The organism is Paenibacillus sp. H1-7 (genome assembly GCF_022354825.1).
In the GTDB taxonomy this organism is placed as follows: Bacteria; Bacillota; Bacilli; order Paenibacillales; family NBRC-103111; genus Paenibacillus_S.
The window spans coordinates 862,655-878,512 of record NZ_CP031168.1 but is presented as its reverse complement, the minus strand read 5'-3'; the positions used below and the strand labels follow the sequence as shown (position 1 = coordinate 878,512).

The window sequence follows — 15,858 nt, the reverse complement described above, 5'->3', positions numbered from 1 at the left end:
TGATGCTCCTGCTCGTATAATCGAATTCAAGAGAACATGCAAACCAATGGAGGGTGAAAAGAAATGACGGAAAAACAAGTTACTAAGTGGCTGGGTATGCTATGTATCATTGCGGGAGTAACACGAATAGGGATGACGCCAAGCTCTATCCTGTGGGGAAGCGATAGCACACCGGAGCTTCTATGCGGCCTGATCGCCTGCATCTTGATGTCGTTTACGACCCTTGTTACCTTCACCGTACAAGCGAAGGAAACCGGAGTGACAGGGTTTATTACTGCCATCGCCATTACGATCGGCAATATTATAACGACGGCGATGCTGTGGTCGTCTTTCGCCTCGGTGCAGCCGCTGATCAATCCCGACAGCCTGCTGTTCACCGTTTCCCGTTTTGTATCGTTGATTGGAATGACGGGAGGCACGCTGGTATTCACCTTCTTGACCTTCCGGGCTCGCGTATATCCGCGTTGGGTCCCGGGACTGCTCGTGCTCATGCTGATCTCGATGATTTTGCCGGTCGAGGATAACAAATACTTCGCCTTTTTCTGGGGATTGACGTATGTCGGGATGGGCTACTGTATATGGGCGGATAAACTGAACCGCCGTTCGGCCATCGAGGAGACCAAATCTCAGGCAATGTGAGAAAACCTCCTATCGAAGTATTTCAAGGATGAGCAACCTCGTTCAATGGTAGTTTTATCGCCAATAGGGAAGATCTTCGTAATGCATTATCGCTTTACCGAACTTAAACTTTCCTATGTGGTGAGAAAACCTCTATAAACTCTATTGTGGTAAAATAAAGCGCGGAAACGGGTGCTGTATAAGCACCCGTTTTTTTTCAGTTTCCGTGCGGTTCGGGCAAAAATGGAAAGACCCTTAACGGCGTTAAGCGTTAAGGGTCGTAATAATTAATGCTTGATGCAATAAAGCTAACCATAATTGCAGTTATCCATGTACACCGGGAACAGCCGGCTACAGCAGTTCGACGGTTCCTTTCAGCCGGGAGCGCTCGGCAGCAAAGCCGATACGATGGCCCGAGACGGATTTATCGAGCGTCGTCGACATAGCGGACGTTTGATCGCCGCGAAGCGCTTTGACGAAATCCTCCACTAAACGCAGATCTCCGCCTCCATGCCCGTCGTTCTTAACCCCCATCTTCACGAGCTCTTCCGTAAATTCATGACCCGGTCTCGGATCGGGATGGCGGACAACGAAGCTGCCGTCTTCCATTACACCTTCGATTTCGCCCTTGATCCCGACAATATGAATCTTCCGGCAAGGCTTCGAAGTGGCTCCTATCATGTTGTGGGATGCCGTGCTGCCGTTGTCGAACTCGATAATGACCGATTGGCGGTCAACCACATCGTTGTCGCAATGCCATACGCAGCGTCCGTACGGATTGTCCGTGCGTAAGGCTTCAAGCTTGTCTTCCAGGCTTAATTTGGCGCCCAGATGGTGGTTGTTCCATACGTAGAAGCCCCATCGTCCCTGTTCGATATAGTTTTTCTTGGCCGAATAAGGACAGGATGCCTCGATGCTGCAATCCGTCAAGCAGCGGGTCCCCGCTCCCTCCGGAGCTTGGTCCGGGCGGAAATGCGAGAGGCTTCCGAAGCTGCTCACTTTGACGGGACGGGCATCCTCGTTCAGCCATGTAATGAGATCGAGATCGTGGCAGCACTTGGCCATCAGCATCGAAGACTTGCATTTTTCCTGGGAGCCCCATTTGCCGCGAATGAACGAAACGGCCATATGGTGGTAGCTCACATGCTCGGATGTCTGGATGCTGACGATTTCGCCTATTTCTCCTGCAGCGATGCGTTCGCGGATCGCCGTGTAGAACGGCGCATATCTAAGGACGTGACAGATCATCACGGTCCGGCCGTGAACATCGGCTGCACGCTGCAGCTCCAGCACTTCCTCCTCCGTAACGCCCGCCGGCTTCTCCAGCAGCACATCATAGCCCGCCTCAAGCAGCGGAAGCGTGGTCGGTACATGCTGCTCATCCATCGTTCCGTTAATAGCGGCGTCGGCACATCGCGGAAGCGCAATCAATTGTTCCACCGACTCGAAGCACCGGTCCGGACCGATGTGAAACCGGGCGGCAGCCAGCTGTCTTCGCTCCGCGTCCGGTTCTACAACGCCTGTAATGCGCAGCCGCTCCGGGTGCTTCTCGGCGTATGAGGCATAGATCATACATCGCTGCCCTGCTCCGATCAGTACCGCCGTGAGCGGCTGCTCCATTGAGTTTGCATGAACCATCCGAATCCTCTCCTCAATAAAATTATGGAAAACATCGGTTACGAGGACATGATAACTCGGATTTATGATCGTTTCAATCAAAAATTTTGAAATTTTCAATCAACCTTTAGCTCGTATCGTCTCCATCACCGAGATCGCCCAATCGCACCACTCGATATAGCTTCGGGAATAGATCAGCCCGTATTCGGAAGTCATATATTCGCCGATCAGCTCGTAAGGGGGCGGTCCCTCTTTTGGAAAATGGGCCTCTCTCCATTTCCGGGTCATATCGTAATGACGCTGCTCGCGGCGTTTTACCTGCTCCAACAGCCTGATGGCTTCATCGGCCGATATCAGCGGGAAGCCCGCCACGCGCACAAGAAATTCATCCTTTATATGAGCCGAGGGAATCGATGACTGCATGAGCCAATGAATCAAATCTTTCGTGCCTCCGGGTGTCAGCGTATATATTTTTTTGTCCGGGTGGGTCTCTTGCTGTATCGTTTCGGACGTGACCAGCTCGTCCTTCTCCATTTTGTTAAGCTCCCGGTAAATTTGGGTGTGGTGAACATTCCAGAAATAGACCAGCTTTTCTTTGAACTGCTGGTGCAGCTCATAGCCGGTAGATGATTTTTTGGCTAACAGTCCAAGCAGAGCGTATCGCAGTGACATAGTAGTAAGGTTCCTTTCCCACGCTTCGAATGTTATATGAACAAATTGTTGCAAATAGGGCCAAGCATTGCTTTTGCCTGCCGCGAGCTATATAATCAGGATGATATTATGTGCAAACGCACATACGTTTACGTATACAGCTTATCACAGGAGGTTCTGAAATGTTTAACATTTTTTATCAGTCCCACGCCGGTTCGTGGCTGTTGACGGTCATTTTGTTCGTCCTCAGTGTCATTTTCTCAAATCAAAAAGTTACCTTGATGATCCAAAGACTGTTTTACCTGATCATGCTCGTCTCGGGTATCGGCATGCTGGCCATTCTCGGCTTCCCGCTTCTGTTTATTCTCAAAGGGGTGTTGGCGATCATCCTGATAGGGTTAATGGAGATGATCGTTGCCCGCCGCCGCAGAAAGCAGCCGACAGCTCCGATGTGGATTGGCTTCATTATCGTTTTGATCATCATCGTGCTGATAGGCTACGGGGTTATCAGCTTCTAACGAAGCTTGCCCTAGCCCATCGCAATCAAACCTTAAGCTTATAAGACGCAGTAAAAAAGGATCCGGACCGCGCTTCTTCCTGAAACGCGCCTTGGATCCTTTTGTCTTTTCTCAAATGGGCACCGATTGCCACGGTAGCCGCCCATACCTTTTCCGGTCAAGGGCTGAAGCGTCTCTTCACTCCATAGGGTGAACCTATCGGCGCAGAGACCTGCGGCCTCCCGCTACTGTGCGTCGATTCCCCAGCCTTCGGGAACGATCTGGATCCACGTTTGCCCGGGGACCATCGCCAGCTCCCTGCCGTCCGAGAATGCCCGGATCATGCCGTTTTTCTGCTCCCAAGTCACTTCCTTCATGCGTCCTCCCTGCAGCAAATACCCTTTGCCGGGTCCGTCCACATCGACATCTCGCCTTCCTTCGCTGTCCAGCACTTGATGCTTGCTCTCGCAGACGAGAATATTGGCGGCCGTCAGCTGCTTGCCTGTCTCCTTATCGACATGGGGCTTCCCTGCCATAAACCGGTCGTATAACCCGCTGTTCGGGTTGTATTGGTAGGTTACGTTATAGCCGCGAATATAATTAACGGTTGCTTTCGTCACCGGCTTGCCGTCCGTAAGCGGCGGTTGATCCGCGGCAAAAGCAAACCGGGCCTCCTGCAGGTTCCATTCGGTGCGGAACTTTTTCTTCTCGGCGCCCTGCCGTATTTTCTCGATGCTCGTGTACAGGTTGTGCGGCATTTTGCGGTCGCTTGCCCGCCAATAATAAGCGCCGTCGCCGTACACCTCATCGAGATGCTCCAGCTTGTGGGCGGCGATGAGATCCATTGCATCCTGGCTCCAGCCCGCATGCACGATCACGGCGTCCAGTGCCTCGCCGAGCTTGACGAAGTACGGCCGGATGCTGCGCACCGGCCCGATCACTTTGGGCGCCTGGGCCTGGTACACGGCCACAAAGCGCGTGATCTCGCCCTCGGCCAATATCTCGTAGACGAGATCGGCCTGATCGAGTCCGCTCTGCGGCCGGGCCTGCGGCGCATTCTCCACCATGACCGTCACCGGACGGTCATGGACAGGCTCTCCGCTGACCGCGCCGGTCAGCGGGAAGCGGTACGCGGCCGCCTGCTGGGCAGCGGCCGGGCGGTTCGGCTCGCCGCCGCCTGCGGGCTGGGCCACGGTGGCGGCGGAGCCATTGTCGCCGACGCCGGACGGAGCGGCGTCGTTGCCGTTGCAGCCTGCTGCTGCGACAGCCAGCAGGCCTCCCGCGAGCGCGAGCAAGCCGCCGCGCCGCAGTCTGCTGCGCCACGAAGCGGCGCTACCGCTTTTGCTTTCGCTATTACTTCCGCTTTTGCTTGCGCTTTTGCTTTCGCTATTACTTCCGCTTTTGCTTTCGTTATTGCTTCCTCTTTCGCTTTTGCTGTTTCTATTACTGTTGTTATTGCTATTACTATATTGGAATGTCATTATGAACTCACCTCTGTTAACCGTTGTCTACTAATCTATATTCTACTAATCGCAAAAATAGAATCCGATGCAGAGAAAACGTTGACCCGTTACAGACATGGGAGTATAATTTTTCCAAATTGTAACGCTATCCCCTTGCTTTTGGCAAGGACCATTTGGAGGAGGTTCAGACCTATGTCCGCCGAAACCGCTACTCAACGTTTGCAAGCTTTGGGTATTATTCTTCCGGAAGCCAGTGAGCCCGCAGCCAAATACGCCAACTTCGTTAAGGTGAACGGCCTGCTGTATGTATCGGGCAAGGGCCCGGCCGGAAAGCCGAGAGGAAAGCTGGGGCAGCAGTTTACTACGGAAGAAGGCTACCGTTTCGCCCGCCAGACCGGCCTTGAAGTGCTCGCCGTCGTGCAATCCGCGCTCGGTTCGCTGGACCTGGTGAAGAGTGTCGTCAAGGTGCAGGGCTTCGTTAACTCCGACCCTCAGTTCGAGGAGCACCATAAAGTGCTGAACGGCTTTTCGGATTTGATGCTGGAGGTATTCGGCGACCAAGGCTTGCACGCCCGTTCCGTGCTCGGCGCCAATTCGCTGCGCGACAATTTGCCGATCATCGTCGATTCCATATTTGAAATCGGATAGCGCAAAGAGGCCGGGTCATCTGTCCCGGCTAACAATGGGTGTCGAATCGAGTACTACTTCCCCACCCTTCCGTATGTTTAATCATATTCGTTTAAGGAAACAAATAAGATATTAAGAATGTACATTCCGTACACTATGTACATCGGACGTTGGAAAGACCACGAACGATGGTTAAATAAAAAAGGTTGGACTCTTGTTCGTGACACAGGTCGAGACAAAATTTATGAGAAGACAGAGCCAGACGGTACCATTCGAAGAACTGCGGTTTCCAAGGGGACGGGCGAACTCGGCAAAGGTTTGTTGGATAGAATCATCAAAAAACAACTTGGAATAGACCGAGACGAATATAACCGTAGAAGATGATAGGAATTAACTAAAAGCGAAGTTCTTATAGGACTTTGCTTTTTTTATTTCAAGTCCTAATCATTACATGTTCGTTCGAGAGTAGATTTCATCCCATTGGCCATTATAATGACCGTTTTGAGGAGGATGTATTTGAGCATACCTTTCGACTCTCTGCTGGCGAGGAGCTTGGTCTCAATCTTGTCGAATAATGCGATATGTTATGATGAGGCTCCTCACAAAATAAAAAGATACACCTCCCCCCATGTTTTTGTTATAAGTTTGTCAGAGGGATGCCAACAGTTTAGAACTTCGTGATGCAGTTCGTTATGGGTCGCCTGCTCCGGACCATCAATATTACTTGGTGAACAGCCGGATCAAATACATAATGAGCGACAAGCCTGCACTTACGGCAATGCAAGTGACGATAGGAAAGTAGAACTTGAAGTTCTCCTTCTCCACCACGATATCTCCGGGCAGACGGCCCAGCGGCAAAAATTTGCTCCCGACCGCCCATAACAGCCCGATCACGATCAGCACGATACCTCCGATAATGAGCATTTTGGCTACAGGATTCATGAAGCACTCTCCTTCACTCCGATTTCCTCTTATATCTATTGTCTCCTCAATCGAGAAAAAAATAAAGGGTCTGTAATTTTTGAAAAAAAAAAACACGTCTGCCGACCTGGATCGGAAGCCGTGTTTGCTTTATAACGCACTATTGCAAGACTTAAGCTGTTCATCTTCTATCCATATCCAATACGGCGGCGGCTGGCGGGGCGGCCTGCGCATTTTCCGGCTTTTGTTGATTCATGATCGGCACCATAGCCAAGGCGCCAATAAGGTACAGCACTCCAGCACCTATAAAGATCGAAACAAGCGAGAACATATCCTTCAATGCGCCGGCTAATGACATGGACACGACCATCATGCCGATGAACAGCGGATTCAGCACTCCGTTCACCCTGCCGACTATGGAGGAATCCGACCATTTCATAATCATTGTGCTGATTCCGGTATGAATACACGGGAACGCGAGTCCGCTCAAAAATTGCACGAATAGTGTCAGCGGAACGCTGGTCGAATACCCTATAAAGACAGTGCAGACGGCGCTGACCAGCATGCCTATGGCAAGCAGGAGCTGCGGCGTGACGCGCTTGGCGAAAACGGCCACGGCCCCTCCTCCGACCAGCATGGCGGCCCCGTTCACCATCAGCAGGTATTGAAGAAATTCCTCATTTCTGCCAAGCCGCTCCGTGACAACGAACAAATTAAGCGTTTGGGAAATGCCTACGCCGAGACCGGCGACAATAAATGCGGCTCCAAGCATCCGCAGCACTGGACTCCGCCATACATAACGAAAGCCCTCCATGAATTGCTGGTGGAATTCCCCGTTCACGCCACCTGTCTGCGATTGCTGCATATCTTTGGGCAATAGAAACAAGACGAGTGCAGAAAGCAGAAAGATGACTCCCATTACCGCGATGGACGTTTCTAGACCAAACGTGCTGTAAGTGAAGGTTCCGAGCATCGGTCCGAGTACCATGAACATCGCTACTAACGTCTGGAACAAGGCCATCGCCTGCTGCAGCTGCTCTTCCGGCACATGCTGCTTGAACAAGCGAGCGCCGAAGGCTGCGAGAATTGCGAAAGAACAGCCGAAATGAAGGTGACAAAGTAAACGGACTGCCAGGAACCGAAATGAATGGTCAGCAGCACGGCGAACACCGATACGGCGGATAGGAAATCGCACCAAATCATCGTCCGTTTCGGCAGCCAGCGATCGGCGAACGTGCCTCCAATGAATGAAAAGACGAAGATGGGCGCGAATTCCGCTACACTGATCAACGAAATGGCTGACGGATCGTTGTTCGTAGTATCGGCAACATAGAGGAGAATGGCGAAATTCCTCACCCAAATCCCAAGCTGCAGCAGCAAATTGGATAACAAAATCACCTGCATGAAACGATTACGCAGCAGACCGGGAGCTTTGTCATTTGCCAATGGTGTATCCAAAATTACTCAACCTCCTGTTTAATGAACTACGGCGGCCCGCCTTCCGTATTCCGCTTCGCATCCTGCCTCTAATGAGAAGAGTGGGAACGGAGACGGAGGCCTAGTCACAAGTTTGTTCCGTATAGAAGCTCAACTAAACAAAACATTGTTACGTTAACCAGACGATTTGATGTCTCGATTTTTGTTTTATTGAACTATTTCGGAATTAAAATGCATACGATGCTTATAAGCCGACAGCCGATTGGCTGTATATTGCGGCCGGAATGAATCCAAGCCTCATCCAGCCGTACCATCATTCCGTTTATAAGCATAAGCATCTTCATCCAGTAATGTAACATAACACTGTTACGTTGTAAAGAGTGTCTGAAACTATTTTTCTCCTAGCTCTACCGATCCCTTCCGCAACAAATCAAAAAACCCGCCACCGGTGTGAACCGATGAACGGGTTTAGTCATGCCAGAGCCTCCGCAGTAAATGCGCAGCCTAACGGATTAAATTTCTGCCAAAATAGCGCGGACTTCCTCGCCGTATTGCTTCAGCAGCTCCTTGGAGCCGTACTTGCCGCTGAAATCCTCCACTCCCAAATAGCCGTCGTAGCCGATAGCCTTCAGGTCGGACAGCACTTGCTTCCAGTTTACGATGCCGCCCAGGTTTGGCTCCCAGTAGGAAGTCCATGCTTGCGAGCCGTCTTCGCGGACATCTGTTTTTTTCCAGCCGGTATTTTTAATATGAACATGTGCAAGGTAAGGTCCCAGCATTTCCAAGCCCATACGGAAGTTTTCGTAGCCTTCGTGCACCATGTTGCCCGGATCGAACAGCACGCCGATGTGCTTCGGATCGAACTGGCTTACCAGTCGAAGCGCCGCGGAAGCGCTGGCGATGATCGTGTTGTGATGCGTTTCTACGAGGCATTTGACGCCATATTTTTTCGCCAATGGCTCTACGGCTTGCAAATAGCGGACTTCTTGCTCGAACAGCTCGTTATAATGCGTGGAACGGTCATATACCGGCACGCCGACACGGATCACTTGCGCTCCCAGCTTTTGGGCTACTTCAAGCACCCGCTCCGTAGCTTCGATATCCCCTGCCTTAACATAAGGCGTCACGCTGATCGTTTGCAGACCGTTATCGCGGGCTGCTTTGGCGAAGCGCTCCAGCTCTTCATCGGTTGCTGCAGGATCGATCGAGCACAGATTGTTGCGCCAGAACGACGGCTTCTCGTTTTTGAATTCCTCCGGTACTTCTTTAAAACGCCATTCAATGCCTTCAATCCCTGCCTCTTTAGCGGCGACGGCAAGCTCTTCCGGTGTCAAATCCGGCGTAACGACAGTAAATACGGACAGTTTCATCACTTAACCTCCAGCTTGTTTATAAGTTTGTGCTACCCTATTGGAGAAGCGGTTTAGCCTAATGAAATTATAACAGGCTCCGTCCTTTTTATCTATGTTAACGTGAACATTTTAAAAATTCAGATAACTTTCTTTCATTTTCTAGAGCATTTACTTGAACATCCACGTCATAAGGCTCATAGTCCCATAATCATACTGCTGATGCAGCAATCGCCCGGAACGATGCTTATCCCCGGCTCCCATTGCAATGAACAGCGGCATCAGATGCTCTTTGGTCGGTGCCGCATCCGCGGCGTACGGAGCCCTTTGCTCATAATCGAACAAAGCCTCGAGATCCCACACGCTGACAGCCTCCGCTAACCATTGATCGAACCGGATCGCCCACCTGTCCGCGGCGTCGTTGTTCCACTGCAGCTTAGATAAATTGTGGACCGTCCCTCCGCTGCCGATGATCATGATGTTTTTGGCTCTGAGCGGCAACAGCGCCTTTCCGATCCGGTACTGCTCCTCGGGGACAAGCTTCGGATTTACCGAGAGCGCTACAACCGGGATGGCCGCGGCAGGATACATCAGCGATAACACCGACCACGCTCCATGATCCAAGCCCCTGTGGTGATTCAACTCGCACCGTATGCCCTCCGCTGCAAACAAGCTCTCGATCTCCAGGCTGAGAACCAGATCGCCGCTCGCGGGATACGTCATTTCGTACAGCTGCGGGAGATAGCCGAAAAAATCGTACATCGTTTCAGGCTGAGGAGCCGCCGCTATTTGCTGAACTGCATCCTCCCAATGAGCGCTGAGGATAACAATGCCGGTAGGTTTGGGCAAAAGCATGCCGAGCTGGCGCAAAAATTTCGTATACCGGCTTGATTCCAATACGATGGATGGAATGCCATGAGCAACGAACAAAGCTGGAACCATCAACCTTCGCCCCCTATACGTCCTATTTCGCTAACGATTTCTTCTTGGGCTGTTCCATCCCGGCCCGGCATCTTCCCGGCTGTTACCGCAGCCAAACGGTATTCATTATGCGGCACAAGTCGATTTCATGCCCGTTTCCGCCCTTTACAAGACCCGTTCATCCTGTCTTATTTTTATAGTATCATGATTTTGTTCGCTTCTGTGATACAAAATAACATTAGGGTCCGTCTTATATATAGCTGCAGCTGAAAGGAGGACAATCGATTGGAACAGCAACAAACGCAACAAACGACAACCGAGTTTTTTCGAGAAGTATTTTATATACATTACCCTACCGTGCGCCGCAAGCTGATCGCGCTTGTACGTGACGAGGCCGCTGCCGAAGATTTGGCTCAGGAGGTGTTCTTGCGGCTCTACCGCAACCCGCCGGACGATCCTTCTCTCATGGGTGCCTGGCTGCACCGGGTATTGACGAGGATCGCTTACGACCACCTGAACAAAAAATCGCGGGAACGCGCCCTTCACGAGAAACAGACGCTGAACGTGCTCAGCCTGGACGGCGAACAGCCGTCGAACGAGCAGCTGCTGATGAGGCAGCTCGATCAGGAAGAGGTGCGCGAGTGGCTCGAGGAGCTGCCGGAACGGGATCGCAAGGCTCTGCTGCTGCGGTACTCGGGTTACAGCTACGCTGAAATTGCCGAGCAGCTGCAAGTCAGGCCGCCGCTGGTCGGAACTCTGCTCCACCGGGCTACGGAACGGTTAAGACGCCATGCCGAGCAGCAGACGCATGCACAGGCTCTAGATTGAATTAGGAGGAACAAATACATGAGTGAAGCCAATAAAAAGAACGACATGGAGCTGACGGACGCCGCCTGGGCCCGCCTCCAGCAAAAGCTTTCCGGCGAAGCGGAATCGCCGCAATGGTCCCGCTGGTCCGCACAGCTCACCGCCGCATCCTCGATGATGCCGGCCGGCAGCGAGGATGCAGAGGACGCGCCTGCGGCTGAAGCGTGCGGTTCGTCCACGCAGCATAGCCGCGTTCAGCTTTCCGCCGAGGCGGACGGCGCAGCCGCTGCCCGCAAGCCGAATGCTTTCGGCGAGTGGATGCGCAAGCGCAAAAGATGGGTTGCAGCGGCAGCGGCCGTCAGCGTAGTTGCCGTTACTATTGCAACACCGGCCGGCAATCAGGCGCTCGCCGCCATTTTGAACAAGTTCCGCATGCAGCAGCTGACCGTCGTTCAGGAGAACGACTTGCAAGCGATACTGAACGGGGCCTTCGGCGACGGAAAGGAACGCCAGTCGATCAATACATTCGGAGAATTCACGCAGGTGTCCGGCAAAGCGATCGGTGAAGCCGATGCGAACGAAGCGGCCAAAGCGCTCGGACATAAAGTCGTCATCCCTAAGGATTACGACGGAAAAGAAAAAATATACGTCTCCCCTTCCAACAGCATTACGTTCAAGATGAATGTGGATGAAGTGAACAAGGCGATGCAGCGTCTCGGAGCGAAGAAATTGATGCCGCAATCCGTTGACGGCAAACCGATTACGCTGGAAATGGGATCATCCACTCATCTGTACGTTTCGAATCAATCGGAAGATAAAAAAAATACAAAAGGCTATTCCCTGACCCAAACGCCGCTTCCTACCGTTACGGTAGATCCTTCGATCCCAATGAAGGAAGCATTGGATGCCATTATGCAGTTCCCTCTGTTACCGGATGACATCAGGCAGAACCTGCAAACGGCGGGCATCCTGCAGGGCGGCTCCGTTCCGCTGCCTATTATCGAATCAGGCCAAGTAGAAAAGGTGAAAGTGGACGGCGTCGAAGTCATTGTATCGGGCACTTCGTATAACGACGAAAAGCAGCAGCGCACTTACTTCACGGCGACCTGGGTTAAGGAAGGACAGCTGTTCCGCTTGAGCGGAAATAATCTCCTAACGGATAAGGAAGCCGTAGTGAACAAAGTATCGGAGTTGATCAAGTCTTGATTCATCCAATGATTGAAGCTCGCGGTTTAAGCAAAGATTACGGCAACGGACGCGGCTGCCGCAACATTACGCTTCAAGTCGGCAAAGGGGAAGCCTTCGGCTTCCTCGGGCCGAATGGAGCCGGCAAGAGCACCTTCGTCAAAATGCTCGTCGGACTCATCCGTCCTACCGGAGGCTCGGCGACGATCATGGGCGAGCCTATCGGAACCATCGAGGCAAGACGCCATATCGGCTACTTGCCGGAGCTGTACCGCTATCAGGAATGGCTTAGCGGCGAGGAGGTCGTAAGCCTGCACGCGAAGCTGTGCGGCATCGAACCCGCCCTCGCTAAGAAGCGCATTCCCGAGCTGCTCGATCGGGTCGGCATCGGCCTCCGCGGACGCGACAGGGTGAAGCATTACTCCAAGGGAATGCAGCAGCGGCTTGGCTTGGCATGCGCCCTTGTCAACGACCCGAAGCTCGTCTTTCTGGACGAGCCCGCATCCGCCCTCGACCCGATCGGCCGGATGGAGGTCCGCGAGCTGCTTCGCGAGCTGCGCAAGCAAGGCAAGACGATCTTCCTCAACTCCCATTTGCTTGAGGATGTCGAAATGCTGTGCGATCGCGTCGCACTATTAAATAATGGACAAATCCTGCACACCGGCGCTGTCGCCGACGTGTTGCAGGAGAAAACCCGCTGGCACCTGCGTGTCGGCGGGTTCACGCCGTTTGCGGCGGCCTGGCTGAGCGACATGATCGGGATGCCGGTGAGTACGGTACCGCTGCCGGTACCGGCCGGCAGCGATTCGGTCTGGCTCGAAGCCGTCCTGGAGGACGACGAGCAGATCGGCTGGCTGAACAGTCTCGTCATCGAGCAAGGAATGACGCTATATGAGGTCAAAAAATCGAAAACCAGACTGGACGAATGGTTCATGAGCGCGGTTTCCGGATTAAGCCATAGGGGGGAACGCGCATGATAACGATCATTGGAATGACCTGGAAGGAGCTGCTCCGCAAACGGGTCATGATACTAACGCTGCTTATGACTGCCGTGTTCTTGCTGGCGTTCTGGTTTGTCGCCAAAACTTTGGGAGAACGTCTCGACTCCCCTTACCTGCAAGACAAAACAAGCACCGCTTACCTGATCGAAAGCTTCCAGCTCGGCAGCATCACCTTGACGCTGGGCTTTTTCTTCGGCGCTTTCGTCATCGCTTTCTTATCGATATTCAGTTCGTTCTCCGTCATATCCGGCGAAGCCGAGCAGGGAGTGCTGCAGGCGCTGCTTCCGCGGCCGCTGCCCCGCTGGCACTGGTACATGGGCCGATGGATCGGATATGTAAGCCTGGGCATAGGCTACGCCGCTCTGCTGTTCCTTTCGATCCTGCTCATTACGAACGCTAATTCCAGCATTCCCGCGGAACCGGTATCTTTAATCAAATCGTTTTTGCTGTTTGCATGGATCGTACCCATCCTTGTCTCGATCTCAATGCTCGGCTCCTGCCTGTTCTCCGCCCTTGGCAACGGCGTGTTCATGACGATGCTGTACGGCGCCGGCTGGCTCGGGGGTATGATCGAGAAGGTGGGCAGCTTCGCCCGGCTGGAGGACGAAGCCGTGAAGCCTCTGATGACCATTGCCGGCATCATGTCTCTCCTCATGCCAACGGAGTCGCTGCAGCATCGCATGCTGTCGGAGTTGTTCTCGTTGTCCGAGATGCGGGAGCTGGTGCCGTTCGATATGGACCTCGGACCGTTCGGTATCGGACAAATCCCGTCCAACGCTTTTCTGCTGTATTCCGCTTGTTATACACTCGCTGCGCTTGGACTTGGCTTACTCATGTTCCGCCGTAAAGACTTCTAACTTCATAACGACAAAGAACCCTAACGGCTGCATAAGCAATCCCGATAGGGTTATTCGTCCTGCCTTGAATCCCGGCTGAAATTATTTAACGCAATAAACTATTATGCCAAATGAGGCTCTACCCAAGACAGCATATCCTGCAGCGGTCTGAAGCCTACCGTTGTGGAAACCTCCACCCCGTTTTTGAACAGCTTCATTGTAGGAATGCTCATGATCCCGTACGCTCCTGGAGTTTCAGGATTGTCGTCGACGTTCATTTTGGCGATGGTCAATTTGTCCCCCAATTGAGCGTTCATTTCCTCAAGGACGGGAGCAATCATTTTGCAAGGACCGCACCAAGGGGCCCAGAAATCTACAAGCACCAAACCGTCTTGTGCTATCGTTTCTTTGAAATTGTTGTCTTCCACTTTAATCAATGCCATAGGAATCCACTCCTTAATTAATATTTATATCAATCCAGCGTCCAGCATCCTATCAATCGATCTTGACGCGGCTGGTGAACGGACCTGATCCATAACCTTTCGTTGGCTTACTGCCGTTTTTGCTGTCGAATTGAATCATTCTCAATGATGCGTACAAGTCATCAAACCACGCTTGATCCCGTGTCATCAGAGCCAGATCCATCAAGCTGCGCAGGTCGGCTTCTTCCGCCGGCACATAGTCGGCAAGCTTCTCGATTTTGCTGAGCGTGCTATCCACCAATTCACCGATCGCCGCTTCATGGTCGCATTGCGTAACGCGAACTCTTGCGCCGCCGAATACGTCAACCGACTCCACATAGCCGATGAACTTCTCATCCTCCGTTGAAGTGCCGCTAACCCAATCTCCTACCCGAATCCACTCTTGTTTTGCCACCGCCATACCTGCCACTCTCCTTCCATCTGTACCTGACATTGAATTAACTGAAACGATTTAAGTAACAGTTCAAATAAAAGATTGCAATGCTTCGGCTTCCACCTAACGATGCAGGTGCAGAAATGAAATCTCCCTCTAACTGATAGTTACCCGATTACAGTTTCACGAAAACAAAACAAGGGCTATTTCTTATCCTGCTCCTTACGCAGCTGCTCGAGTACATCGTGAATCGTCCAATGCCCGAAATAATCGATCAACTGCTTCTCCGCCCCGGAAAAAATATGATCCATTACCGTGGCCATATTGCACGCAATCATGCAATCCTGCTCCACGTCGCCTGAGCACCAGCCGGGCTTAACCGAACCCAGAGAGGTCAGACGGTACATATCCGCCAGCGTTACTTCCGCCGGTTCGCAGTGAAGCAAGAAACCGCCTCCCGTTCCTTCCTTGGCTGCAACGTACCCGTGCTTGCGAAGCAGAGCCATGACCTTTCGCACCCGGGCGGGATGTGTGCATACATTGTGGGCGATCATATCGCTGGTTGCCATATGATCAGGCCGGTAAGCGAGCAATACTAGGCTATGAACCGCAATGGTAAACTCGCTATTCAAAATAATGCAACCTCCCGACTTCTGCTTGGAATCTCATCTGCTTCTTATCTGTTATTATATTGATTACAGTTATAATTGTCAAGGGCCCTTTCCCCATGTATAAAAAAGGCTTACCTAACCGATTCTACGGGTGGGAGGTGAAGCTGCCATGAATTCAACCGAGCATTTTATTAAAGAGCTTATTGAGAAAAATAACGATCTGTTCACCGAGCATGACTTTACCGATTGCCAGAAAGCCGTCAAGGATTTCGCAGGACTGGTTGAAAATCTTGAGCAAACTCAGTACAAGTTTCGCAGAAAGCTGACGGATGTATCGGAGCAGGTACCGCAGGATAAAGAAAAGGTGATCTATTTGCAAGGCATGGTTGACGGAATGAATCTGATGATAGGTCCGTTGAAAACCTTCATCAATCAATAAGAAGCTTCTGCCACAGTCCCTTC

General features: G+C 52.1%; 18 protein-coding genes and 1 pseudogene. 9 read left to right on the top strand and 10 right to left on the bottom strand.

Translation table 11 applies throughout. The annotated features are described in order from the left end of the window. Positions 1–63 precede the first annotated feature (63 nt). Positions 64–639, top strand: coding sequence for a hypothetical protein (locus tag DVH26_RS04170; protein WP_239631408.1), 576 nt, complete (start codon positions 64–66; stop codon positions 637–639). A 330-nt stretch (positions 640–969) separates the two neighbouring features. Here DVH26_RS04170 and DVH26_RS04165 read toward each other — a convergent pair whose 3' ends face one another. Together DVH26_RS04165 and DVH26_RS04160 are read right to left on the bottom strand one after the other, a co-directional pair. Beyond that, on the bottom strand, positions 970–2,256 hold the full coding sequence (locus tag DVH26_RS04165) for a Gfo/Idh/MocA family protein (RefSeq protein ID WP_239631406.1): 1,287 nt from the start codon (positions 2,254–2,256) through the stop codon (positions 970–972). A gap of 99 nt (positions 2,257–2,355) precedes the next feature. Further along, complete coding sequence (locus tag DVH26_RS04160) at positions 2,356–2,907, bottom strand: PadR family transcriptional regulator (RefSeq protein ID WP_239631403.1); 552 nt, start codon at positions 2,905–2,907, stop codon at positions 2,356–2,358. Positions 2,908–3,068: 161 nt separating this feature from the next. Between DVH26_RS04160 and DVH26_RS04155 the strand changes: the two genes are divergently transcribed. Continuing rightward, positions 3,069–3,404, top strand: a complete 336-nt coding sequence (locus DVH26_RS04155; protein WP_239631400.1) for a DUF1516 family protein — start codon at positions 3,069–3,071, stop codon at positions 3,402–3,404. A gap of 224 nt (positions 3,405–3,628) precedes the next feature. On the opposite strand, the gene DVH26_RS04150 is transcribed toward DVH26_RS04155, so the two are convergent. Next, positions 3,629–4,864 (bottom strand): DUF3048 domain-containing protein, encoded by a 1,236-nt coding sequence (locus DVH26_RS04150; RefSeq protein ID WP_239631397.1) that lies wholly within the window; start codon positions 4,862–4,864, stop codon positions 3,629–3,631. Positions 4,865–5,038: 174 nt separating this feature from the next. On the opposite strand from DVH26_RS04150, the gene DVH26_RS04145 reads away from it, so the two are divergent. Next, a complete protein-coding gene (locus tag DVH26_RS04145; RefSeq protein ID WP_239631394.1) occupies positions 5,039–5,494 on the top strand; it encodes a RidA family protein in 456 nt (151 codons plus the stop codon). A gap of 117 nt (positions 5,495–5,611) precedes the next feature. Beyond that, positions 5,612–5,857, top strand: a complete 246-nt coding sequence (locus tag DVH26_RS37205; protein ID WP_481857573.1) for a type II toxin-antitoxin system HicA family toxin — start codon at positions 5,612–5,614, stop codon at positions 5,855–5,857. A gap of 336 nt (positions 5,858–6,193) precedes the next feature. Here DVH26_RS37205 and DVH26_RS04140 read toward each other — a convergent pair whose 3' ends face one another. From DVH26_RS04140 to DVH26_RS04125, 4 genes and pseudogenes are all read right to left on the bottom strand, one after another. Beyond that, positions 6,194–6,415 (bottom strand): DUF2905 domain-containing protein, encoded by a 222-nt coding sequence (locus DVH26_RS04140; protein WP_239631391.1) that lies wholly within the window; start codon positions 6,413–6,415, stop codon positions 6,194–6,196. A 160-nt stretch (positions 6,416–6,575) separates the two neighbouring features. Continuing rightward, a pseudogene (locus tag DVH26_RS04135) lies at positions 6,576–7,798 on the bottom strand (MFS transporter). A 545-nt stretch (positions 7,799–8,343) separates the two neighbouring features. After that, positions 8,344–9,201 (bottom strand): sugar phosphate isomerase/epimerase family protein, encoded by an 858-nt coding sequence (locus tag DVH26_RS04130; RefSeq protein WP_239631388.1) that lies wholly within the window; start codon positions 9,199–9,201, stop codon positions 8,344–8,346. A 150-nt stretch (positions 9,202–9,351) separates the two neighbouring features. After that, positions 9,352–10,122, bottom strand: a complete 771-nt coding sequence (locus DVH26_RS04125; RefSeq protein WP_239631386.1) for a DODA-type extradiol aromatic ring-opening family dioxygenase — start codon at positions 10,120–10,122, stop codon at positions 9,352–9,354. A gap of 264 nt (positions 10,123–10,386) precedes the next feature. On the opposite strand from DVH26_RS04125, the gene DVH26_RS04120 reads away from it, so the two are divergent. Genes DVH26_RS04120 through DVH26_RS04105 form a run of 4 tightly spaced genes read left to right on the top strand, consistent with a single transcriptional unit; the run spans position 10,387 to position 13,951 of the window. Beyond that, positions 10,387–10,929 (top strand): sigma-70 family RNA polymerase sigma factor, encoded by a 543-nt coding sequence (locus DVH26_RS04120; protein ID WP_239631384.1) that lies wholly within the window; start codon positions 10,387–10,389, stop codon positions 10,927–10,929. Between the two features lie 18 nt (positions 10,930–10,947). After that, on the top strand, positions 10,948–12,114 hold the full coding sequence (locus DVH26_RS04115; RefSeq protein ID WP_239631382.1) for a hypothetical protein: 1,167 nt from the start codon (positions 10,948–10,950) through the stop codon (positions 12,112–12,114). Further along, a complete protein-coding gene (locus DVH26_RS04110) occupies positions 12,114–13,070 on the top strand; it encodes an ABC transporter ATP-binding protein (RefSeq protein WP_239635274.1) in 957 nt (318 codons plus the stop codon). The genes DVH26_RS04115 and DVH26_RS04110 overlap by 1 nt, the downstream gene beginning before the upstream one ends. Further along, the gene (locus DVH26_RS04105; RefSeq protein ID WP_239631380.1) at positions 13,067–13,951 is read left to right on the top strand and encodes an ABC transporter permease subunit; all 885 of its coding nucleotides are present in this window, start codon (positions 13,067–13,069) and stop codon (positions 13,949–13,951) included. The genes DVH26_RS04110 and DVH26_RS04105 overlap by 4 nt, the downstream gene beginning before the upstream one ends. A gap of 101 nt (positions 13,952–14,052) precedes the next feature. Here the strand turns inward: DVH26_RS04105 and trxA are convergent, their stop codons facing one another. From trxA to DVH26_RS04090, 3 genes are all read right to left on the bottom strand, one after another. Continuing rightward, positions 14,053–14,373, bottom strand: coding sequence for a thioredoxin (gene trxA / locus DVH26_RS04100; RefSeq protein ID WP_239631378.1), 321 nt, complete (start codon positions 14,371–14,373; stop codon positions 14,053–14,055). A 52-nt stretch (positions 14,374–14,425) separates the two neighbouring features. After that, a complete protein-coding gene (locus DVH26_RS04095; protein WP_239631376.1) occupies positions 14,426–14,812 on the bottom strand; it encodes a group-specific protein in 387 nt (128 codons plus the stop codon). Positions 14,813–14,988: 176 nt separating this feature from the next. Then, positions 14,989–15,417, bottom strand: coding sequence for an RrF2 family transcriptional regulator (locus DVH26_RS04090; protein ID WP_239631374.1), 429 nt, complete (start codon positions 15,415–15,417; stop codon positions 14,989–14,991). Between the two features lie 148 nt (positions 15,418–15,565). Here DVH26_RS04090 and DVH26_RS04085 point away from each other — a divergent pair, with 148 nt between their 5' ends. Next, positions 15,566–15,835 carry a hypothetical protein gene (locus DVH26_RS04085; protein ID WP_239631371.1) on the top strand — a complete coding sequence of 90 codons (270 nt, stop codon included), beginning with the start codon at positions 15,566–15,568 and terminating at the stop codon, positions 15,833–15,835. Positions 15,836–15,858: the final 23 nt, after the last annotated feature.